General features: G+C 64.4%; 17 protein-coding genes and 1 tRNA gene. 13 read left to right on the top strand and 5 right to left on the bottom strand.

Annotated elements, in window-relative coordinates:
* Nucleotides 1–28: 28 nt before the first annotated feature.
* On the bottom strand, nt 29–3,664 hold the full coding sequence (locus tag ABIB91_RS15310) for an autotransporter outer membrane beta-barrel domain-containing protein (RefSeq protein WP_354162557.1): 3,636 nt from the start codon (nt 3,662–3,664) through the stop codon (nt 29–31).
* Between the two features lie 355 nt (nt 3,665–4,019).
* Here ABIB91_RS15310 and ABIB91_RS15315 point away from each other — a divergent pair, with 355 nt between their 5' ends.
* From ABIB91_RS15315 to ABIB91_RS15325, 3 genes are all read left to right on the top strand, one after another.
* Complete coding sequence (locus ABIB91_RS15315) at nt 4,020–4,988, top strand: AraC family transcriptional regulator (RefSeq protein ID WP_354162554.1); 969 nt, start codon at nt 4,020–4,022, stop codon at nt 4,986–4,988.
* Between the two features lie 219 nt (nt 4,989–5,207).
* Nucleotides 5,208–6,110 (top strand): helix-turn-helix domain-containing protein, encoded by a 903-nt coding sequence (locus ABIB91_RS15320; protein WP_354213052.1) that lies wholly within the window; start codon nt 5,208–5,210, stop codon nt 6,108–6,110.
* 52 nt (nt 6,111–6,162) lie between these two features.
* Nucleotides 6,163–7,185, top strand: coding sequence for an LLM class flavin-dependent oxidoreductase (locus ABIB91_RS15325; protein WP_354162548.1), 1,023 nt, complete (start codon nt 6,163–6,165; stop codon nt 7,183–7,185).
* Between the two features lie 30 nt (nt 7,186–7,215).
* On the opposite strand, the gene ABIB91_RS15330 is transcribed toward ABIB91_RS15325, so the two are convergent.
* Complete coding sequence (locus ABIB91_RS15330) at nt 7,216–7,374, bottom strand: hypothetical protein (RefSeq protein ID WP_007597667.1); 159 nt, start codon at nt 7,372–7,374, stop codon at nt 7,216–7,218.
* 447 nt (nt 7,375–7,821) lie between these two features.
* Here ABIB91_RS15330 and ABIB91_RS15335 point away from each other — a divergent pair, with 447 nt between their 5' ends.
* Nucleotides 7,822–10,116, top strand: a complete 2,295-nt coding sequence (locus ABIB91_RS15335; RefSeq protein ID WP_354162545.1) for an MHYT domain-containing protein — start codon at nt 7,822–7,824, stop codon at nt 10,114–10,116.
* A gap of 75 nt (nt 10,117–10,191) precedes the next feature.
* Here the strand turns inward: ABIB91_RS15335 and ABIB91_RS15340 are convergent, their stop codons facing one another.
* The gene (locus ABIB91_RS15340) at nt 10,192–10,677 is read right to left on the bottom strand and encodes a hypothetical protein (RefSeq protein WP_354162542.1); all 486 of its coding nucleotides are present in this window, start codon (nt 10,675–10,677) and stop codon (nt 10,192–10,194) included.
* 237 nt (nt 10,678–10,914) lie between these two features.
* On the opposite strand from ABIB91_RS15340, the gene ABIB91_RS15345 reads away from it, so the two are divergent.
* Both ABIB91_RS15345 and ABIB91_RS15350 read left to right on the top strand, forming a co-directional pair.
* The gene (locus ABIB91_RS15345) at nt 10,915–11,139 is read left to right on the top strand and encodes a hypothetical protein (RefSeq protein WP_354162539.1); all 225 of its coding nucleotides are present in this window, start codon (nt 10,915–10,917) and stop codon (nt 11,137–11,139) included.
* Between the two features lie 251 nt (nt 11,140–11,390).
* Nucleotides 11,391–12,812, top strand: coding sequence for a DUF7986 domain-containing protein (locus ABIB91_RS15350; protein WP_354213045.1), 1,422 nt, complete (start codon nt 11,391–11,393; stop codon nt 12,810–12,812).
* Between the two features lie 80 nt (nt 12,813–12,892).
* On the opposite strand, the gene ABIB91_RS15355 is transcribed toward ABIB91_RS15350, so the two are convergent.
* Nucleotides 12,893–12,969 (bottom strand) — tRNA-Arg (locus tag ABIB91_RS15355).
* 163 nt (nt 12,970–13,132) lie between these two features.
* Nucleotides 13,133–14,632, bottom strand: coding sequence for an ATP-binding protein (locus ABIB91_RS15360; protein ID WP_219682512.1), 1,500 nt, complete (start codon nt 14,630–14,632; stop codon nt 13,133–13,135).
* Nucleotides 14,633–15,016: 384 nt separating this feature from the next.
* On the opposite strand from ABIB91_RS15360, the gene rpmH reads away from it, so the two are divergent.
* The 7 genes from rpmH (at nt 15,017) to ABIB91_RS15395 (ending at nt 20,850) form a co-directional block, all read left to right on the top strand.
* On the top strand, nt 15,017–15,151 hold the full coding sequence (gene rpmH / locus ABIB91_RS15365; RefSeq protein ID WP_008542748.1) for a 50S ribosomal protein L34: 135 nt from the start codon (nt 15,017–15,019) through the stop codon (nt 15,149–15,151).
* Nucleotides 15,152–15,178: 27 nt separating this feature from the next.
* Nucleotides 15,179–15,622, top strand: a complete 444-nt coding sequence (gene rnpA / locus ABIB91_RS15370; RefSeq protein ID WP_354162530.1) for a ribonuclease P protein component — start codon at nt 15,179–15,181, stop codon at nt 15,620–15,622.
* A 13-nt stretch (nt 15,623–15,635) separates the two neighbouring features.
* The gene (gene yidC, locus ABIB91_RS15375; RefSeq protein WP_354162527.1) at nt 15,636–17,483 is read left to right on the top strand and encodes a membrane protein insertase YidC; all 1,848 of its coding nucleotides are present in this window, start codon (nt 15,636–15,638) and stop codon (nt 17,481–17,483) included.
* Between the two features lie 112 nt (nt 17,484–17,595).
* A complete protein-coding gene (gene yihA / locus ABIB91_RS15380) occupies nt 17,596–18,249 on the top strand; it encodes a ribosome biogenesis GTP-binding protein YihA/YsxC (protein WP_007597680.1) in 654 nt (217 codons plus the stop codon).
* The gene (locus ABIB91_RS15385; protein ID WP_007597682.1) at nt 18,249–18,620 is read left to right on the top strand and encodes a DUF423 domain-containing protein; all 372 of its coding nucleotides are present in this window, start codon (nt 18,249–18,251) and stop codon (nt 18,618–18,620) included. Before yihA ends, ABIB91_RS15385 begins: the two co-directional genes overlap by 1 nt.
* A gap of 170 nt (nt 18,621–18,790) precedes the next feature.
* Nucleotides 18,791–19,678, top strand: a complete 888-nt coding sequence (gene argB, locus ABIB91_RS15390; RefSeq protein WP_007597683.1) for an acetylglutamate kinase — start codon at nt 18,791–18,793, stop codon at nt 19,676–19,678.
* A gap of 185 nt (nt 19,679–19,863) precedes the next feature.
* On the top strand, nt 19,864–20,850 hold the full coding sequence (locus ABIB91_RS15395; RefSeq protein ID WP_354127106.1) for a DUF1036 domain-containing protein: 987 nt from the start codon (nt 19,864–19,866) through the stop codon (nt 20,848–20,850).
* Nucleotides 20,851–21,004: the final 154 nt, after the last annotated feature.

Consider the following 21,004-nt stretch of genomic DNA (forward strand, 5'->3'; position numbering starts at 1 on the left):
GAATTCCCTGAAAGGCGCTTGGTGCACTTCACCACTGATATCTGGCGATGCCCTTGCCGGCGTAGCTACGGGCGACGCTCGAGAACTCACTCTCGAAGGTGCCGGACAGCGAGAAGCCGTTCAGCCATCTCAGCTCGGCCGCGCCCGTGAGGAGCGCGGCATCGGGCGCCTGCGCGGCGCCATTCACCACGAAACTCGCGCCTGGCAGGGTCTGGAAGGTGGCCGCGACCGCACGATCCGGATTGACATCATGCGCCCACGCCGCACGGCCGCGCAGCGTGAGAACCGCCGTCTCCAGTGCATAGGAGCGATCGGTGCGCAGACCGAGTTCGCCGCGCGCGGCGGTGACATCCCTGCCGGCATAATTCAGCGCAAAGGTGTTGGCGCCGGAGATCGCCTGCTCGCCATAGCCCGACAGGAACAGCGTCGTGAACTGCGCCGCCGCATAAGGCGTGATGCCCATCCAGGGCGTGGCATAGCGATAACCGCCTTCGAGGCGTCCCGACAGCGCGTTGGCGTCGAAGCGGGCCCGCAGATGGTCGGCGCCCGCGATCGTCACCGTGCGATCCGTCGTCACGTCCTGCCAGCCATAGGCGAGTGCGCCGGCAACGTAGGCGTTGCCCATGGTGTGGCGTGCGTAGACGCCGGCCTGGAACAGGTCGGAGCTGCCTCCGCCGAGCCCATTGGCGACGCCAAAGCTGGTGCCGCCGCCGCCGAGCGCGAAGCCGACCAGCGTGTTCGGCGATATCTGATAGTCGGCGCCCGCGGCCACGCCGGCGATGCGGCTGGTCGCGGTGTTCGAACCGATCACCGCATTGCCGTCGGTGGTCTGCGCGCCGCCATAGCCGGCCGCCCACACGCTCCAGCGCCGTGCGAACGAATCCCCGGCACCCCGCGCCTTATCGATTGCCGCGTAGGCGTCCCGACTCGGGTTCGTGCGCGTGGCGGCGCCACCCTCGGCATATCGGGAAGCCCCGTTCACCGGCGCGCCGGCATCGTTGCGGCCGCCGAAGAACGGGTCGAGCATCGCGTTGAGGAACTGGCCCATGGCATTGAAGGTGCCTTGCTGCGCACCGGTGGCGGCTTCGCCGGAGGCCTGCGTCAGCCGGTTGAGGAGATTCTGGCCGGTCGCGTTGAACAGCGTGTTGAAGCCGGTCGAAAGCGAAGCGCCCGAGAGCAGGGCATTGTCGATCCCGGCGGCGACATTCCTCTGGTTGATGTTGGCGAAGCCGGGCAGCGACGGCGACAGCAATCCGGCATCGAGCGTCAGCAGCACGTTATTGCCGGAGTAGGTGACCCGCGCGTTGCGTGCGTAGGCCAAGTTGCTCACCGCGACCGATCCGAACGTCCCGGTCGTGTTCGCCGAACTGAGGATGGTATAGGTCGTGGTCGCCGCGATCCGGCCGGTCAGGTTCACCGCGACGGTGCCGGCGAGCTGCGCGGCGCCTGCGACCACCGTGTTGCTGGCCGATATGCCAGAGACCTGGACCATGTAGGTCGCCGCCGTGGACAGCACCAGATTGCCCGCAATGGTGAGCGTGCCGATCGCGTTGGTGCCCGGCGCCAGCGTGCCGCCGCTGATGGTGGTGTCGCCGACGATGCCAATGCCGCCCAGTGTGCCGCCGGCGTTCACGGTGGTGGTGGAGCTTGCAATCGTGCCGTTCACCAACAGCGTACCGCCATCAACGGTGGTCGGCCCGGTATAGGTGTTGTTGCCGGTGAGGATGGTGGTGCCCGACAATAGGTTGACGGCGCCGTTGCCGACGATGTCAGGCGAGAACAGATAATTCGACGAGGAGTGATTGAAATTGATGGCGCCGATGCCGGCGCCGAACTGGACCGTGGCCGTCGCCAAGGTGCCGGGCGCCGCCGCAGCCGAGCCCGGCGCCGCCCCGATGTTGAGCGCGCCGGTCGAGCCCGCCTGATTGGCGATCACGAACTGGCCAGCGGCGGAAACCGCGCCACCATTCGAGATCGTCAGTGAGCCTGTTCCGGCGTTTCCGATCGTGATGTTCACAAAATTTGTCCAGGACGAACCCGCACCGTCCACGGTGACGCTGCCGTTCGAGCCGCTGCTCTGTCCGATCCCCGTGTTGAGATTGCTCAAGCTGCCGCCATGCATAACCGCAAGTGAGCCGAGCGTGTTCATGCCGACATAGAGGCTATTGACGGTCCATGACGAGCCCGTGCCGTCGATCACGGCCGATCCGCCGCTCCCGCCGGCAGTCAGGCCAAGCACAGCAGTGGCGCCCAGAGCTATGCCGCCATTGGAGAGCATCAGCGTTCCCCGGCCGGCGCCCCCGAGCACGAGCAAATTGGCGGCGAACCATTCCGATCCTGCGCCGTCGACGAGAACAGAACCGCTCGCGCCGGTCGCCGCGCCGACAATGCTGTTGCTGCTTGCGACTTGGCCGGCATTGGTGATCGCGAATGTACCGATTCCGGCCACGCCGACAGACAAGTTGGCATTTGAGGTCAGGCCGAGGCCCGACCCTGCTCCATCGACCCGAACATTGCCGGTTGAGCCGACGCCGTTGCCGATACTGATAGCGCCTGAGCTCTGCACGAAGGCACCATTTGTGATCGTCAGCGTGCCGGTGCCGGCGTTACCCACGGTCAGCGTGCCGGTGTTGGTCCAGATCGATCCCGCGCCATCCACCGAGGCCGTGCCCGAACCGCCATAGTATCCGAGGAAAACGCCGGTGCTGTTGACATGACCCCCGCCGTAAACGGTCAGCTGGCCAATACCGTCGAGCCCGGCGGTTAGCGTTCCCGTACTCAGGGTTGAGCCGACACCGTCCACCGTGACGTCGCCGTGGACGCCCGCCGCGGAGCCGATCTCGGTGATCGTCGCACTCACCGAGCCGCCCTGCAACACCTGCAATGTGCCGCTGGCGCCCGCACCGACGAGAAGGTTAGCGCCGGCAGCCCAGGTCGAGCCGGCCCCCGTGACCGTCGCCGTACCGGCGCCGAGATTGCCGATGAAGCTGTTTCCGACCGTGATGACGCTGGCGCCGTTGATAACCGTCAGGCTGCCAGTGCCGATGTCGCCGACATTGACGTCGCCAGCATTGATCCAGGTCGACCCCGCACCGGCCACCGTGACACTGCCAGAGCCGCCGCCGCCTCCGCCGATCGACGCGTTGACGTCGGTCACGGTACTGCCGCCGGATATCCCGAGGTTGCCGGCGCCAAGACGGCCGATGCTGAGATCGGCCGTATTGTTCCAGGCCGAGCCCCCGGACACGTTGACGCTGCCGATGCTGTTCTGGAGATAGCCGAGGTAGCCGAAGGCGTCGTTCAGGATGCCGCCACCGCCGATGGACAGGTTGCCCGTGCTCACGCCACCCACGAAGGTCTGCTGCGCCGCTGCCGTTCCGCCGTTGATGAATGTGAGATGCGTTGTCGTATCGATTGTGACCGTATCGGTCGCGTTCGGCACCGCCGAGGTATTCCAGTTTCCGGCGGTGAACCAGTCGGTCGAGATGGTGCCGACCCAGACCGGATTGCCGGCGCTTGCGGGGCTGATCAGCGCCAGCGACACCACCGTCAGCGCGGTCGAGCCGATCATCAATGCCATCAACGACGCCGCGCGTGAGGCAAAGCGGCTCCGCGCGGGAGCCAGTTGCGTAGCCGCGTCGCGGTTGAATGAAAGATGCGGCATGCATGACCTCGTACAAATCGAACATCGATCTCGCGCGAACCGGCCCGGCCATTTGGCGAGACTGAATCGCACTGAAACTTCGCGTGGCATCAATGAGGTATGCGGGGTTTTCTGTCTTGGAACGCAACGCCATTCGCTTCACTCCCAGCGCCCCGCGAGCGCGACAGCGGCGCTCTGATGCAGAACGGCCACGGACGAAAGCGCCTAAACGCGGCGGCTTCCTGCGCACTCTCGAATGGCACCGGTCCAATTGGACTCCAGCGCCAATCGTCGAGATTGAGGCGCTATCCTCCGGCGCCGGCCTTTCGGTTCGGCAATCTCCCGGTATGGTGTGCGATCGCAATTGAAGGGACCCATGATGGATCGTGCGGGCGCGCCGAACGTCTTCGTCAACCGTTACACGGGTCCGCCAAGCGGACGCGAATACCAACGGTGGCGCGAGGAAATGTACCGGTGCACGCTGCGGGTCGACGTCCAGCCCGGCGCCGGCGACAGCATCGATTGCAAAATGCAGATCAGCCTGTTGGGCGGCATCCTGTTGGGCACCACTGTCGGAACGTCGGCTGAATTTTCGCGCACCCCCGAAATTCTCAGGGATGGTTACGACGGCATGTGCCTCGTCATCGCCACATCCGGCCCCGTGCTCATATCGCACGAGCAGCATTCGATCGAACTGTCGGAATCGCAAATGTGTCTCGGCGACATGAGCGTGCTCTGCGGCACGCGCATGAGCAGCGATTGCGAGGTCAAGACCATACGCATCCCGCGGTCGCTGCTCCTGACGATCTGCCCCAGAGCCGAGGACCGGCTCGCGCTGGCTCTCGTCGACCAGGCTCCGATACGAGAAGCGATCGCACGCTACCATACGCTGGCCGCCAGCATTGGTCCGCACGCGGATGTGGTCGGGCAGCACCTGATGGCGCAGCACATGGTCGATCTGATTGGGCTGTTGCTGGGGACGGACGGCGATCGCACCGAACTGGCGAACAGCCGGGGACATGCCGCCGCACGGCTTGACCTCATGCGTGCCGACATCATCGCCAATCTGAGCACGGACAAGCTCACGATCTATTCGGTGGCACAGAAGGCGGGGCTCAGCCCGCGCCAGGCGCAACGGATGTTCGAACAGACCGGAACCACGTTCACCGAATTCCTGCTCGAACAGCGCCTGCTGCTGGTGCGCAGGCTGTTGCTCGATCCGCTCAACCGCTGGCGCAAGGTCAGCGATCTCGCCCACTCGTCCGGCTTCCCCGACGTGTCCTATTTCAACCGCATGTTTCGACGGCGTTTCGGCGTCACACCGTCCGACCTGCGCGGCGCCTGAGGCGCGGGCGATACCGGCGCGGTGCGATTGGACTCCAGCGCCAATCATGTAGAATGAGGCGCCAACCACGTCTCCCGGCCTTTCGCTCGGGGAATCTCCGGATATTGTGGGCAGCCGGAATCGACGGGAAGCATGATGCAAACAAGCGCGCCGAATTTTTTTGTCGACCGTTACACGGGTCCGCCCAGCGGGCGCGATTACGAGCGATGGCGCGAGGAAATGTATCGATGGACGTTCCGGATCGACGTCCAGCCCGGCGCCGGCGACAGCATCGACTGCAAATTGCAGGTCAGCCTGCTGGGCGACATCATGATGGCCGTCGCCAGCGGATCGTCTGTTGAATTCTCGCGCACGCGCGAAACCTTGAAGGACGGCTACGACGGGCTATGCCTGGTCATCGCCACGTCCGGACGCGTGCTTGTATCGCAGGAGAAGTGTTCGATCGAATTGTCGGAATCGCAAATGGGTCTGGGGGACATGGGCGTGCTCTGTGGCACGCGCATGAGCGACGATTGCGAGGCCAAGGCCATACGCATCCCGCGATCCCTGCTCCTGGCGATCTGCCCGAAGGCCGAGGATCGGCTGGGGACAGTTGTTGGCGGTCAAGGTCCCATCAGTGAAGCAATCGTTCGCTACCACGCCCTGGCCGCCAGTGTTGGCCCGCATACGGACATGGTCAGTCGGCACCTGATGTCGCAGCACATGGTCGACCTGATTGCGTTGTTGCTGGGAACCGACGCCGATCGCGCCGAACTGGCGAACGGCCGAGGACATGCCGCCGCGCGGCTCGACCTCATGCGCGCCGACGTGATCGCCAATCTCGGCCGAGCTGACCTGACGATCTATTCGGTCGCACGAAAGGCCGGTCTCAGTCCGCGTCATGCCCAGCGGACGTTCGAACAGACCGGAACAACGTTCACCGAGTTTCTGCTTGAACAGCGCCTGCTGCTGGCACGCAGGCTGCTGCTCGACCCGCTCAACCGCTGGCGCAAGATCAGCGACCTCGCCCATTCGGCCGGATTCGCCGACGTCTCCTTATTTCAACCGCGTGTTTCGACGGCGCTTCAGCGTCACACCGTCCGACATGCGCGGCGCGTGAGGCGAGGCGCGAGTCTTAGGTGATTGGGCCGACGATGGTCTCGCAAACCGTCCTGATCGTCATTAGATTGCGCCCATGAAAAAGATCGGATTTCTCTCCTTCGGGCACTGGACGCCCTCGCCGCAGTCGCAGACCCGCTCGGCCGCGGACACGCTGCTGCAATCCATCGAGCTTGCGGTTGCGGCGGAAGAGCTTGGCGCCGACGGCGCCTATTTCCGGGTGCATCATTTCGCGCGGCAGCTCGCCTCGCCCTTTCCGCTGCTCGCCGCGGTCGGCGCCAAGACCAGCAAGATCGAGATCGGCACGGCCGTGATCGACATGCGCTACGAGAATCCGCTCTACATGGCGGAGGACGCCGGCTCTGCCGATCTCATCGCCGGCGGGCGCCTCCAGCTCGGCATCAGCCGCGGCTCGCCCGAGCAGGTAATCGATGGCTGGCGCTATTTCGGCTACCAGCCGGCCGACGGCGAGAGCGACGCCGACATGGGCCGGCGTCATGCCGAGGTCTTTCTCGACATCTTGCGCGGCGAAGGTTTTGCAAAGCCCAACCCGCAGCCGATGTTCCCAAATCCGCCGGGCCTGTTGCGGCTCGAGCCGCATGCGGAAGGCCTGCGCGAACGGATCTGGTGGGGTGCCGGCTCGAACGCGACCGCGGTGTGGGCCGCCAAGCACGGCATGAATCTGCAGAGCTCGACCCTGAAGAACGACGAGACCGGCGAAGCCTTCCATGTGCAGCAGGCCGCGCAGATCCGCACCTATCGCGCAGCCTGGAAAGAGGCCGGCCACGCCCGCGAGCCCCGCGTCTCCGTCAGCCGCAGCATCTTCGCGCTGATCGACGATCGCGACCGCGCCTATTTCGGCGGCGAGCGCGGGAGCGAGGACCAGGTCGGCTTCATCGACCCGCGCACCCGCGCGATCTTCGGCCGCTCCTATGCGGCCGAGCCCGACGCGCTGATCGAGCAGCTCCGAGCGGACGAGGCGATCGCCGAGGCCGACACGTTGCTGCTGACCATCCCGAACCAGCTCGGCGTCGACTATTGCGCGCACGCCATCGAGGCGATCCTCACGCACGTGGCGCCGGCGCTTGGGTGGCGCTGAGGCGAACGGTCGATTTGGCGAAGCGCGCTCTCAAAGCAAGGCGGCGCTGACAGCCTGTCCGTAGATCATTGCGGCCACGAGAGAGAGCAGCAAGCCCGCGCCCGAAAAGATCACGAGGACTTTCAGAGTTTCGACGTCGACGTCGGTTCTCGTCGCGCGGGATATCGCCTTTGCCAGTGCAGCCATCATCGCCAGCTCCGAACAGGCCGCGCGGAGGCGCGCCTGGTTCCATCTAGCGTCATTGGGCGCGTTTGCGTGTGAAGCAGATTACAGGTGATCTCGCGTGCTGCACCTCACACCGCCGGCCGAGCCTGCCTGGATCTTACCATCGGTAGCGCACCACGCCCTTGCCGGCGTAGCAGCGCGTGACGCCGCCCTCGCGTATGACGGGCGGCTGCTCGTCATGCATCTTTTGCGGGAACCAGCAGACTTGCTGCCACCTTTGCGGTGCAGGCTCGTCGTCGGTACTATTCTCAACTGATTCTCGTCTGGCGAAGTACGGATGCCGCGGCCGGTCATCGGCGCCGTCCTGTCAGGCGGAAACGATCTTGGTGCCGAGGATGACTCGGCGTCGTCGGGGGAGGACAATTTGCGGGAACGCGAACGCGAACGTAAGTTCGGCTAGCGTCGGCCGAAATGCATCATCATGCGGCTTTTCACGATCCCGTTCTGGTCGCGTTATCGATTCTGATCGCGGCACTCGCCTCCTATACGGCGTTGGACCTGGCGACCCGAATGCGAGCTGCTTCGGGAAGGGCCCGCCGATCCTGGCTGGTAGCCGCCGCGATCGCCATGGGCGGCGGCATCTGGTCCATGCATTTCGTCGGTATGCTGGCCTTCAGCCTGCCTGGAATCGAGATCTCGTACGATCCATTCCTGACTCTCCTCTCGCTTGTCATTCCGATCGTCGTCGCCGCTGCGGCCTTTGCCGTCGTCGGACGACGCCCACGGGCGCTGCTCGCATCCGGCTTCGCGATGGGACTTGGTATCTCCGGCATGCACTATACCGGCATGGCCGCGATGCGCATGGCGGTGCTCATGGAGTACGATCCCCGATGGGTTGTGCTCTCGATCCTGATCGCGATCAGCGCCTCGGTCGTGGCGCTCTGGCTCGCCTTTCGCAACACCAACGCGGTCCAGCGGCTGTTCGCGGGACTGGTGATGGGCCTTGCGGTCTCCGGCATGCACTACGCCGCGATGGAAGGCGCCATGTTCCTGCCGACGAACATCATGGCCCGGCAGGCAGGACATCTCGGCGTCGGTCAGGCGCCGCTCGCGTTCCTGCTCGCCGGCATCACCATTGTGATCCTGAGCATCGGAATCGCGGCTGCCGTCTATGACAGGGCTTCCGCGGAGCGCGCTCAACGCGAGGCCGACACCCTGAGGCGCAGCGAAGAACGCTTTCGGCTCCTTGTCGAAGGTATCGTCGACCACGCGATCTTCATGCTCGATCCGGACGGGCGCGTGGGCAACTGGAATCTCGGCGCGCACCGGCTGATGGGCTATGGCGATGACATCGTAGGGACGAGCTACACGATCTTTCACACCGAGGAGGATTGCGCGGCCGGGGCCCCGGCGCGCGCCCTTGTTGAAGCCGAGCGCGAGGGGAAGTCGGCAATCGAAGGCTGGCGTGTCCGCAAGGACGGCAGCCGCTTCTGGGCGGAAGCAACGATCGTTGCGGTACGGAACGAGAGCGGCGCAATCGCCGGCTTTGCGAAGATCGTGCGCGACGTCAGCGAAAGGCGACGGGCACAGGATGCGCTGGATCGGGCGCGCGAAGCACTGATGATGTCGCAGAAGATGGAAACCATCGGCCAGCTTACCGGCGGCGTGGCCCACGACTTCAACAACCTGCTCGCAGCCGTTCTCGGCAGCCTCGAACTTCTGAAGAGGCGCCTGCCGCCGGGCGATGCGAGGGTCCAGCGCCTGGTGGACAACGCGACGCTAGGCGCGCAGCGGGGCGCGTCCCTGACCCAGCGTATGCTCGCTTTTGCGCGTAAACAGGATCTCAGGCCGGCGGTCGTCGATATCCACGAATTGGTGCACGGCATGGCCTCATTGCTGAAATTCGAGGCCGGAATTCGTGTCGAGACGCTGTTTCCGATGGACCTGCCGAAGGTGAGGGTCGACGCGAACCAGCTCGAACTGGCTGTCCTCAACCTGGCGGTCAACGCACGTGATGCGATGCCGGGCGGTGGCCTGATTACCATTGCCGCTCGCGAAGAGCGGGGCGATGGCGGCCTTCGGACGAGCGACTATGTTGCGCTCTCGGTGAGCGACACCGGCTGCGGCATGGATGACGAGACCCTCAGGCACGCCCAGGAGCCGTTCTTTACGACCAAAGGCGTCGGCAAAGGCACCGGCCTCGGCCTGTCAATGGTCCACGGACTTGCCGAGCAGTCCGGCGGCAAGCTCGCTTTGAGGAGCCTTCCCGGGGAGGGCACGACAGCCGAAATTTGGCTGCCGATGGCCGGGGAGACCGCGGTGCCTGACCCGCGCGCGGAAGCTCCGGCGCCCGTACCGCGGGCCAGCCGACAGCTTTCCGTACTTGTCGTCGACGACGATCTCCTGGTGCTCGAGAACACGGCAGCGATGTTGGACGATCTTGGGCACATCGTGGTCGAGGCGCGCTCGGGCGACGAGGCACTGGCTTTGCTCCGCCGCACCCGTACCGTCGACCTGGTCGTGACCGACTATGCCATGCCTGGGATGACTGGACTGCAGCTGGCCAGCGCTGTCGCCGCGGAGCGCCCCGGGACGATCATCCTCCTGAGCACGGGATACGCAGAGATTCCCAGCGACGAACGATCCAGCCTGCCGCGATTGTCAAAACCATTCGACCAGGCTGCGTTGGCGAAGGCCATCGAGGCGGCAATGCGCGAAGACGAGCCAACCGGATCCATCGTCGCCTTTCGGCCGAAGAGCGCGTGAAAGCCGGATGATGAATGGCGCACGCCGCCTGCGCGCGGTGCGGTCCCGGTTCGGAGACTCCAAGGCAATGGTCCGTCAAATCCCGCCGGGAAGCTCGACGCCCGCTTCCGTCAGGTCACGGAGGAATTTCCGCACCAGGAGCATGTTGGTTCTCTGCAGCTCGTGATTATTGCCGAACTTGAACTGATTGGCTTCGGTCACGATCAATCCATGGTCGGTCTCGCGGAAAATGCCTTGCTTCTTCAAGCGATCGGCGCGCCGCCGGACGGTTTCGATCGGCAGACCGAAAAAGCGGGACAGGGCGGCACGGGAAACGCCCTGCTTGATCTTGTCCGGCTCAACCGCCTGGATACTGCCAAATTGCCGGTCCAGTTCGGGGTTCTTCATGATCTTGAGAACGTTGGCATTCAAGACCGCATGAATGATCATCAAGTCCAGCGGATCGAAATCGTAGTGGCGGAACATTTCGCTGGCTGCGCACAGCATGTAAGCCAACGAGTGGCGGGAGACGGTTCGGATCAAATCCGCCGCGATGTCCTCGTCTTTCGCCGTACCAACCATGGCCAGTGCCCGCTTCTACGGATGTCCGGTCCGACGCCCACAAGTCGGTTGCAAGCCAGTTATATGTCTCCCTGGCGCACCGCGTGAGGCAGGACCGGTCTGCTGTTTCCCCCAATATGGGTATGGTCGCGGTTCCATCGGGTCAATAGCTGGCTTGTCGGCAACATCATTTTCACCGATACGAGGTTGAGTTGCCGGGCGCGCAATTGGCGCGTGCCAATTGTGGTCATAGGCCAAATGACATTTATCATCGAAGCTATTAAAGACGACTGCCGCACCGTGGATTTCCGTGACAGCGCGATCGTTGCAGTGATCCTGGCCCGCAAACACGCGGTGAATGGTTTTGCGGTTTCGATCACGGCTCCGAACGGGCAGCTTTTTTTCGCCGATCAGTTCAACCGTTTGCTGACGAGCAAGGGGCTCGGTTCGGATCCGGCGGCGCAGGAAGTTGGGCGGCGCTAAAGCGGGCTTTGTTACGCGCCATCTTGGAACCGGTGCAATCAATTGCAGCGGCTTCGGTGAGCGGTGCAAGTAGGGCATCGTCGGCACGCACGCGGCCCTGGCGTCGCCGGGCGAGTTCGGGTGCCAAAGGAATTCGTTGATCGTCATTTCGAAAAATCCAGTTCCGGATCGAACAGGTCGCGCGGGCCTGCTAAACTCCGGCATGGCCGCGCTTACGCGGCGACCGGGAATTCCGGGATGCGAGCAGGAACATGGCCAGCAAGCACGTGCTCGAAGGGTTGATAAGGTGGTCTACGCGCGATCGATGGGCCGATCGGTTCGACTGGGTCCTTGAAGGTCACCTTGTCCCCACCTGCGAGGAAACCGGCATCGAGATCGAGCAGATCGCTTCGACCATCGGCGAAGACCTGTTCATGAGCACCGTGTGGGCCTGCGCTTTCGAGGACTTCCTGACCCGTGAATTCGACGGCGAGAACGCGACGGATGACTATCTCAAGCGCCGCGGCTGGAAAGAATCCGCATCGATTCGCAATTACATGGCCGCGCTGCGGAAATCGACGATGAGCCTCTATGAGGTCAGCGACATCGTCCCCGACACTTCGTTCCTGGCGCGCGACCTGCTTCGCGACACCGAACCGGTCCTGGTCAGCGAGCGGAGCGCGACCCGAAGCCTCAAGCCATGGGACCGCATTGCCGCGCGCGTGGTTCATGTCGGTTCGCGGTCGCAGATCGGTGGCGGCTTGCTGGTATTCGACCACGAGACATCGGAACTCTTGGTCGCGGCCGTTCGGAAGCTGGAGTCGCTGAGCAGCGAGGAAGAGCGAGAATTGGCGGAAGCGAACGGATACGAGTTCGACGAGGACCGATTCTCGGATCTTTCTCCCACCGACAGGCTCCGCGCAATCACGCCCATGTTCACCACGTTCTGGCTTGTCGACGCGATCGACCGAATTCAGTCACCGAGAATTCCCGATTTGCGGAACGCCGAGGGGGACGAGGTGATGCTGTGCGAGGCGCGCTTCCCGCTCGCCGCCCGCACCACGGGGCGTGACATCCGAGCGGCGTTGGAAGCACGTCCGGAGTTTCGCGCCACGAGCTCAAAGTCATGGAGCTGGGTTGGCGAAAACAGAAGCGCAGCCAAGCCCGCCGCCGCACCAGGGCACGACGGATCATCGCGGAAACAGCTGACCTTCGAAACATGGTCCGACGAGGACAGGCTCGTGCTGGGCGATATACGGCTGGAGAGCAAGACGTTGGTGCTCAATACCAACTCCGAACAGCGCTGCAGCCGCGGATGCGCACTGCTGTCCGACGCGCTCGGCGGACGCCTGCGCCACCCCTCGGTCAAGACGGAATCGATCGAGCAGGTCATGGTGTCGCGAGAGTCTGCCATGCCAAATCAGCTCGATATCCCTGAGGACGAGCAGCGTGCCATCGTCCATGACTACATGGACCGGCATTACCGTGACGTGCTCGATCAACCGGTTCCCGCGCTCGACGGGCAAACGCCGCGGACCGCGGTGAAGACGGAGGGCGGACGGATGAAGGTCGTCGAGTGGCTCAAGCTCATGGAGAACCGGACGGCGAAGCACGCCGATCCAGATAATCCGATGGCCAGCTACAATTTCGCGTGGCTATGGACAGAGTTGGGTCTCAGTGAGCGGAGGGAGTGAACGAACCGGGCAATGACCGCTGCGCTGGGCCGCTGAAGGGGGCTTCGATCCGCGTGACCAGGCGACAGTCGGTACCGAAATGGCGCGCCCGGAACGATTCGAACGTCCGACCCTCAGATTCGTAGTCTGATGCTCTATCCAGCTGAGCTACGGGCGCGTTTTTCGCTGACAGTGCGGGCGTGGCCCGCAGGCAGCCCCCGGCGACGCCGGAGGGGTGCGAAAGAGCGCTCTGACTAACCGCTCTTGCCCCAATTGGCAAGGTCCGGATTGGGGAGATTTTGCAGGGACATGACGGTTTCCGCACTCGGCCGCCGGCCGACCTACGCCCGCGCCCGCTCGTTGCGGACGGAGAGCAGTTCCACGGGGCGGTCGGGGATGACGATCCGGAAGGTGGCGCCGATGGTGCCTTCGACCAGATGGATGTCGCCGCCATGGGCGCGGACCAGCTCGGCGGCGATGGCAAGGCCGAGGCCGCTGCCACCGGGGCGGCCGGAGGTCTGGAACGCCTCGAACAGGTGATCGCGGGTCTTCTGCGGCACGCCAGGGCCGGTGTCGGAGACCTCGATGATGGCGACCGCGCCCTCGCGTTTTCCCGTGATCCGGATCTGCTGCGCGCCGCCCTCGGCGGACGCATGGCTTTCCAGCGCCTGGGCGGCGTTGCGGACGAGGTTGAGCAGCACGCGAAACAGCTGGTCGGGATCGGCGTCGACCGCGAGCCCGCGCTCAATCGCGGCGACCCAGGCGATCGAGGCGTCGGAGGCAAGGCCGGCGGTCTCGCGCACCTCCAGCACCACAGGCTCGATCATGATCATGCGCCGGTCGGGCGCGGCTTCCTGAGCGCGGCCGTAAGACAAGGTCGACTGGCAGAAGGCGATGGCGCGCTCGAGCGAGCGCACGAGTTTTGGCGCAAAGCGCTGCACCCGCGGATCCGGCACGCTGGCGAGCTGGTCCGACAGGAGCTGCGCCGAGGCCAGCAGATTGCGCAAATCGTGATTGATCTTGGAGACGGCGAGGCCGAGGGCGGCGAGCCGGCTCTTCTGGTGCAGCATCGACATCAGGTCGCGCTGCATGTCCGACAATTCGCGCTCGGCAACGCCGATCTCGTCGCTGCGCTGGCTCGGCACGATGATCCCCGCCGAACTCTCGGGATTTTCGTGGAAGCCGACCAGGCTCGCAGTCAGCCGCCGCATCGGGCGCACGAAGAGATAATGCATGGCGAGATAGACGAGGCCGGCGGTCAGCACCGCGATGATCAGCGCGACCACCACGACGTTGCGGGAGAAGCGGTACATCGACTGCCGCAGCGGCAGCTCGTCGGTGACAATCTCCATGAACTGGGCGTTGCCGACGCCGGGCCCGACGATCCGGATGGCCTGGTTGCCGGTCTCCAGCATCATCCGGAACGAGCCGGTGATCGCCTCCCACGCCGTCATGTCGCGCAGGTCGATGTCATGCTCGATGGCGGCGGGCAGATTGTCGCTGGCGAGCAGACGGCGCTGCTGGCCCATCTTGATGGCGACGGCGCGCGCATTGATGCTCTTCAGGATCTCGCGCGAGAGCGAATCGGGGACCATGCCGAGCGGCGCCGCATCGAGCACCAGAGCCGCCGTGTTGGCCGCGGCGACGCGGTCGTTGAGCCGGTTGACCCAGAAGTTGGCGATGGCGGGCACGTAGAGCAGGATGGCCGCGATCATCACCAGGGGAACGGTGAGCAGCAGCAGCTTGCCGGACAGCCCAAGCCCGCGCGTCCCGCGCGGCAGCGCCGCCGGCGGGTCCCGCTGATCCCCATCCTGGATCGGCTGGAGGTCTGTCGCTGCCACGAAATTCGCCCTCGCTGCCTTTACCGGATTAAAGATGTCGCCGGGTGAAGGGTTTTGGCGCGTATGAAGATGCGGCCCGCCCCCAGCGCGGTCAAATTACAGATCGTCAATCTGCCAAGGTCGGATGTAAGCGCAGATCTGGCGAGTCGCCACCTCAAGTGTTAAAAACCCCGCACGGACAGCGATATTCGCCCGAATTGAGCTCTTGTGCGGCGTTGACGAAAAGAAGGCGCTCGCATATAAGCCGGCCAATTGTCCGCGATGACCCGGTGTGACCGCCGGGAGCGGCTCTCTTGGGGCCGAAAAAGGCCCGTTTTGGGCAGCATCTTCCGGACGTTATCATCAATTCTACAGGCAAATTGCCCGGTCAGCGGAGAAAAACCCGTGAAGCGGACTTATCAACCCAGCAAACTGGTGCGCAAGCGCCGTCACGGCTTCCGTGCCCGTCTCGCCACGGCCGGCGGCCGAAAGGTGCTCGCCGCCCGCCGCGCCCGCGGCCGCAAGCGTCTGAGCGCCTGAGCCGGACCCCCTTTTTGGGATTTCATCATGGATCGGCTGAGGCAGCGAGCGGATTTCCTCGCCGTTGCCAATGGCGCGCGGGTGAATAGTCCCGCGTTCGTCCTGCAAAGCCTTGACCGTCAAAGTCTTGACCGCCAAAACCTTGGCCGAGACGACAGCGGCCCGGTCCGGATCGGCTTCACCGTCACCAAAAAGAACGGCAACGCTCCCGAGCGCAATCGCATCCGGCGCCGGCTTCGCGAACTGGTGAATCGGCTCGATCCGGTGTCGATGCAGCCCCATCATGATTATGTGCTGGTCGGCCGAAGGGACGCGCTCTCGCGCGACTTCGCCGCCATGCTCGACGATCTGCGCATAGCGTTCGCGAAGCCCGCACGGCATACGCGCAAGGGACGCGGCTCAAAAAGCAGCCCAACAACCGACGGCTCAAAGCCCGGCCCCGCTCCTGCGACCAGCCGCAAACCGGATTGATGACGAGAGAATGATGACCGACAACCGCAATACCATCCTCGCCGTCATTCTGTCGGGCTTCGTGCTGATCGCCTGGCAATATTTCTACAACATGCCGGCGATGGAGAAGCAGCGCGCGCAGCAACAGGCACAGGCCGAGCTGCAGAAGACCACGCCGCAGCCAACGGCTTCCGCGACGCCGGGCGCCACGCCGCAGGCCGGCAGCACGGCCCAGCCGTCGACGCCGAGCGCGAACCAGCAAGCCCAGCCGGTCCAAAGCCGTGACAGCGCGATTGCAGCGAGCCCGCGCGTGAAGATCGAGACGCCGCGGATCGCCGGCAGCATCTCGCTCAAGGGCGGCCGCATCGACGATGTCGCGCTGGTGCAATTCCGCGAAACGGTCGATCCGAAATCACCGCCGATTATTCTGTATTCGCCCTCGGGGACCGCGGAGCCCTATTACGCCGAGTTCGGCTGGGTGCCGGCGACGGGCGTGACGGCGAAACTGCCGGACGCGCAGACCGTCTGGAAGCAGGACGGCAGCGGCAGCCTGACGCCGACCACGCCGGTGGTGCTGAAATGGGACAATGGCGAAGGCCTCAGCTTCCGCCGCACCATCGCGGTCGACGACCACTACCTCTTCACCGTCAAGGACGAGGTGAGCAATGTCGGCAACGCGCCGGTCACGCTCTATCCGTTCGCGCTGATCTCGCGCCACGGCACGCCGCAGGTCTCCGGCTACTACATCCTGCATGAAGGCCTGATCGGCTATCTCGATGGCTTGCAGGAATACGCCTACAAGAAAATCGACGAAGCCCGGACGGTGAACTTCAAGGCCACCAATGGCTGGCTCGGCATGACCGACAAGTACTGGGCCTCGGCGCTGCTGCCGGACACCAGTGCGCAAATTCAGGCGCGCTTCTCGTCGAACCCGAGCGGCAACGTCCACACCTACCAGACCGATTATCTGCTCGATCCCGTCACCGTCGCGATCGGCGGCTCCGCGACCGCGAACGCGCGGCTGTTCGCCGGCGCCAAGGAAGCCAGCGTCGTCGGCATCAACTTCCCGCTCGCCGGCCATGGCGGCTACAACAAGGAACTCGGCCTCAACCATTTCGATCTGTTGATCGACTGGGGCTGGTTCTACTTCATCACCAAGCCGATGTTCCTCGGCCTCGACTTCTTCTACCGCTTCTTCGGCAATTTCGGCATCTCGATCCTGCTCGTGACCGTGATCGTGAAGCTCCTGTTCTTCCCGCTGGCGAACAAGTCCTACGCCTCGATGGCGAAGATGAAGTCGGTCCAACCGCAGCTTCAGGCGCTGAAGGAGCGCTACCCTGACGACAAGGTGAAGCAGCAGCAGGAGATGATGGAGATCTACCGCAAGGAGAAGATCAATCCGGTCGCCGGCTGTCTTCCCGTGGTGATCCAGATCCCGGTGTTCTTCTCGCTGTACAAGGTGCTGTTCGTCACCATCGAGATGCGGCACGCGCCGTTCTTCGGCTGGATCAAGGATCTTTCCGCGCCGGACCCGACCAACCTGTTCACTCTGTTCGGGTTGATCCCGTTCGATCCGACCACTATCCCGGTGTTCGGCCACTACCTGGCGCTCGGCATCTGGCCGATCATCATGGGCATCACGATGTGGTTCCAGATGAAGCTGAATCCGACGCCGCCGGATCCGACGCAGCAGATGATCTTCAACTGGATGCCGCTGATCTTCACCTTCATGCTGGCGGGCTTCCCGGCAGGCCTCGTGATCTACTGGGCCTGGAACAACACGCTCTCGGTGCTGCAGCAGAGCTTCATCATGCGCCGCAACGGCGTGAAGGTGGAGCTGTTCGACAATCTCAAGGCAACGTTCGCGAAGAAGGCGACGTAGCGGTCGTCATTGCGAGGAGCGAGCGACGAAGCAATCCAGAGTCCCTCCGCGGACGCATTTCTGGATTGCTTCGCTTCGCTCGCAATGACGCGGACAAACAGAAAGCCTTCGCATGAATGACGACAAGGATGCGAAGCTGATCGAGGTCGGGCGGAAGCTGTTCACGCGCGACTGGCAGTTCATCTGGGCCTCGCCCTCGACTGAAACGCTGCCGCCGATGGCGGGGCTGGAGATCGCCTTTGCCGGCCGCTCCAATGTCGGCAAGTCCAGCCTGATCAACGCGCTGACCGGGCGCAACGCGCTCGCGCGCACCTCGCATACCCCGGGCCGCACCCAAGAGCTGATCTTCTTCGAGGTCCCCGGGAAAAGTGAACTGCGCCTCGTCGACATGCCCGGCTATGGCTACGCCAAAGCGCCGAAGAGCCAGGTCGCGTCCTGGACCGAGCTGATCCACAAATTCCTGCTCGGACGCGCCAGCCTCGCGCGTGTCTACGTGCTGGTGGACGCGCGGCACGGCCTCAAGGACGTCGATCTCGAAGTCCTGAAGACACTCGATCGCTCCGCGGTCAGCTACCAGATCGTGCTGACCAAGGCCGACCAGATCAAGGCCACCGAGCTCCAATCGCGCATCATCGAGACCGAGGCCGCGCTCGCCAAGCGTCCGGCGGCGTTCCCCAACGTGCTCGCGACCTCGTCGCGGAGCGCGACCGGCATGGCCGAGCTGCGCGCAGCGATCGCAAAGTTGCTGGAAGAGCGAACCTCGTAATGACGGCATTCCGCCTGCTGATCGGGCTTGCCGGCGTGATGGGCGCCGCCGGCGTCGCGCTGGCCGCGGCTTCCGCGCATGGCGGCGATGCGAGCCGGCTCGCCGCCGCAAGTGCCATGCTGCTGTTTCATGCAACCGCCATACTCGCGGCCGTCGCCCTGCTCGGGCGCGGCCTTCTGCACGACGGAATTGGCATCATCGCCGCGTCCGGCTTCGCAGCCGGCGCCGCGCTGTTCGCGGGCGACCTCACGTTGCGGCAATATGCCGGCCATTCGCTGTTTCCCTATGCAGCGCCGACCGGTGGATCGGTGATGATCTTGAGCTGGCTGGCGGTGACGCTCGCCGCGGTGGTGGTGAAGCGCAGTCCGTAGCCCGGATGGAGCGAAGCGCAATCCGGGAGAGCTTGCGCGGGTAGATTCCCGGATTACGCTGCGCTCCATCCGGGCTACGCGGCTGCGTATGGGGGACGAAGACCACTTTGCGCCCCGCCCGCCAATCGGATAGAACGCGGCCCGAGTATCCCGCCAGCGAGATCCGCCTCATGACCGAAATCTCCCCGCTCGACCAGGCCCGCATCCTGTCCGAAGCGCTGCCGCACATGCAGCAGTATGACGAGGAAACCATCGTCATCAAGTATGGCGGCCATGCCATGGGCGACGAGGAGACCGCGAAGAATTTCGCCCGCGACATCGTGCTGCTCGAGCAGACCGCGATCAATCCGGTGGTGGTGCATGGCGGCGGCCCGCAGATCGCGACCATGCTGAAGCGCCTCGGCATCGTCTCGGAATTCGCCGCCGGCCTGCGCATCACCGATGCCGCGACCATCGAGATCGTCGAGATGGTGCTCGCCGGCTCCGTGAACAAGCAGATCGTCGGCTACATCAACGAGGCCGGCGGCAAGGCGGTGGGGCTGTCGGGCAAGGACGCCAATATGGTGAAGGCGTCCAAGACGACGCGCACCATCATGGATCCGGACTCGCACATCGAAAAGGCGGTCGATCTCGGCTTCGTCGGCGATCCCGAGAAAGTCGATCTCACGCTGCTCAACCAGCTGATCGGCTACGAGCTGATCCCGGTGCTGGCACCGCTCGCGACCTCGAAAGAGGGCCAGACGCTGAACGTCAACGCCGACACTTTCGCAGGCGCCGTGGCCGGCGCGCTGAAGGCAAAGCGGCTGCTGCTGCTCACCGACGTGCCGGGCGTGCTCGACAAGTCCAAGAAGCTGATCCCGCAGCTCTCGGTGAAGGACGCGCGAAAGCTGATCGCCGACGGCACCATTTCCGGCGGCATGATCCCGAAGGTCGAGACCTGCATCTACGCGCTCGAACAGGGCGTGGAAGGCGTCGTCATCATCGACGGCAAGATGCAGCACGCAGTGCTGCTCGAGCTCTTCACCAACACCGGCACGGGCACGCTGATCCACAAGTGATGCGAGAGGCGCCACGCATGAAAGCCGTCATGGCCGGGCAACAGCGCGAAGCGCGTCTTCGCGAAGATGTCCCGGCCATCCACGACCTTTCGTCCCGCGCCAAGAACGTGGATGCCCGGGACAAGCCCGGGCATGACGAGTTGAGGACTCGGCGGCATCGCCGCTCGACCTTGAGCCGTTTCTTGATGACGCTCCCTGCCGCAGCCATCTCGTTCGTGTTCTCCTCCGCACCGGCGTTCGCCGACCTGAAAATCTGCAACCGCATGTCCTATGTCGTCGAGGCCGCGATCGGCATCGACGACAAGGCGGCGACCGCGACGCGTGGCTGGTTCAGGATCGACCCCGCCACCTGCCGCGTGGTGGTGCAAGGCACGCTCTCCGCCGACCGCATCCTGCTCAACGCCCGCGCGCTTGGCGTCTACGGCGCCTCCCCGATCCCGCAGAACGGCAGCGACACGCTGTGCGTCGCGCAGGACAATTTCGTCATCGCGGCCGCACGGCAGTGCCGCAGCGGCCAGACCCAGGCCGCCTTCACCCAGATCACGCCGACGCAAGGCGCGGACGGCAATTTCGTCGCCTATCTCGCCGAGGACTCCGAATATGACGACGAGCAGGCTCGCCTCGCCGGCATCCAGCGGCTTTTGGTGATCGCAGGCTACGACGCCGCGCCAATCGACGGCGTCGACGGGCCGAAGACGCAAGGCGCGCTGGCCGCTTTCCTGAAGAGCCGCGGATTGTCGTCCGACATCCTGTCGTCGCCGAACTTCTTCAAGACCATGGTCGATGCCGTGCAGACGCCGTCTGCGACCGGCCTCACCTGGTGCAACGACACCACGCACAAGGTGATGGCGGCGGTTGCCACCGACGACGGCAAGGCGGTGACCAGCCGCGGCTGGTATCGCATCGACCCCAAGACCTGCCTGCACCCTGATGTGAGCGGCCAGCCGAAGCAGATCTTCAGCTTCGCGGAAGCCATCGACGCCGACAACCGAATCGTCAAGCTAAAGGACAAGCCGCTGAACTGGGGCGGCGACAAGCAGCTTTGCACGCGCGAGACCAAGTTCGAGACCAACGAGCAGACCGACTGCGGCGCGCGCGGCTTCGCGGCGACGGGTTTTGGCGCGGTGGACATGTCGAGCGGCGGCAAGACGCTGCGGTTTGCGATGCCGTGATTGCTTTTGTGATCGTACCGGTGCCATGCACTCCGCTGTCGTCCTGGCGAAAGCCAGGACCCATTACCCCAGGATCGCGTTTGGCGAAGAGCGACGACTAGCGTGCCCCAATGATCAGTCACGGAGTATGGGTCCTGGCTTTCGCCAGGACGAC

It is taken from the genome of Bradyrhizobium sp. JR4.3 (genome assembly GCF_040547695.1).
Lineage (GTDB): Bacteria > Pseudomonadota > Alphaproteobacteria > Rhizobiales > Xanthobacteraceae > Bradyrhizobium > Bradyrhizobium canariense.

Coding starts and splice junctions, on each gene's coding strand:
- ABIB91_RS15310 (WP_354162557.1), bottom strand. CDS start 3,664: ATGCCGCATCTTTCATTCAACCGCGACGCGGCTACGCAACTGGCTCCC.
- ABIB91_RS15315 (WP_354162554.1), top strand. CDS start 4,020: ATGATGGATCGTGCGGGCGCGCCGAACGTCTTCGTCAACCGTTACACG.
- ABIB91_RS15320 (WP_354213052.1), top strand. CDS start 5,208: ATGTATCGATGGACGTTCCGGATCGACGTCCAGCCCGGCGCCGGCGAC.
- ABIB91_RS15325 (WP_354162548.1), top strand. CDS start 6,163: ATGAAAAAGATCGGATTTCTCTCCTTCGGGCACTGGACGCCCTCGCCG.
- ABIB91_RS15330 (WP_007597667.1), bottom strand. CDS start 7,374: ATGATGGCTGCACTGGCAAAGGCGATATCCCGCGCGACGAGAACCGAC.
- ABIB91_RS15335 (WP_354162545.1), top strand. CDS start 7,822: ATGCATCATCATGCGGCTTTTCACGATCCCGTTCTGGTCGCGTTATCG.
- ABIB91_RS15340 (WP_354162542.1), bottom strand. CDS start 10,677: ATGGTTGGTACGGCGAAAGACGAGGACATCGCGGCGGATTTGATCCGA.
- ABIB91_RS15345 (WP_354162539.1), top strand. CDS start 10,915: ATGACATTTATCATCGAAGCTATTAAAGACGACTGCCGCACCGTGGAT.
- ABIB91_RS15350 (WP_354213045.1), top strand. CDS start 11,391: ATGGCCAGCAAGCACGTGCTCGAAGGGTTGATAAGGTGGTCTACGCGC.
- rnpA (WP_354162530.1), top strand. CDS start 15,179: ATGGATCGGCTGAGGCAGCGAGCGGATTTCCTCGCCGTTGCCAATGGC.
- yidC (WP_354162527.1), top strand. CDS start 15,636: ATGACCGACAACCGCAATACCATCCTCGCCGTCATTCTGTCGGGCTTC.
- yihA (WP_007597680.1), top strand. CDS start 17,596: ATGAATGACGACAAGGATGCGAAGCTGATCGAGGTCGGGCGGAAGCTG.
- ABIB91_RS15385 (WP_007597682.1), top strand. CDS start 18,249: ATGACGGCATTCCGCCTGCTGATCGGGCTTGCCGGCGTGATGGGCGCC.
- argB (WP_007597683.1), top strand. CDS start 18,791: ATGACCGAAATCTCCCCGCTCGACCAGGCCCGCATCCTGTCCGAAGCG.
- ABIB91_RS15395 (WP_354127106.1), top strand. CDS start 19,864: ATGACGCTCCCTGCCGCAGCCATCTCGTTCGTGTTCTCCTCCGCACCG.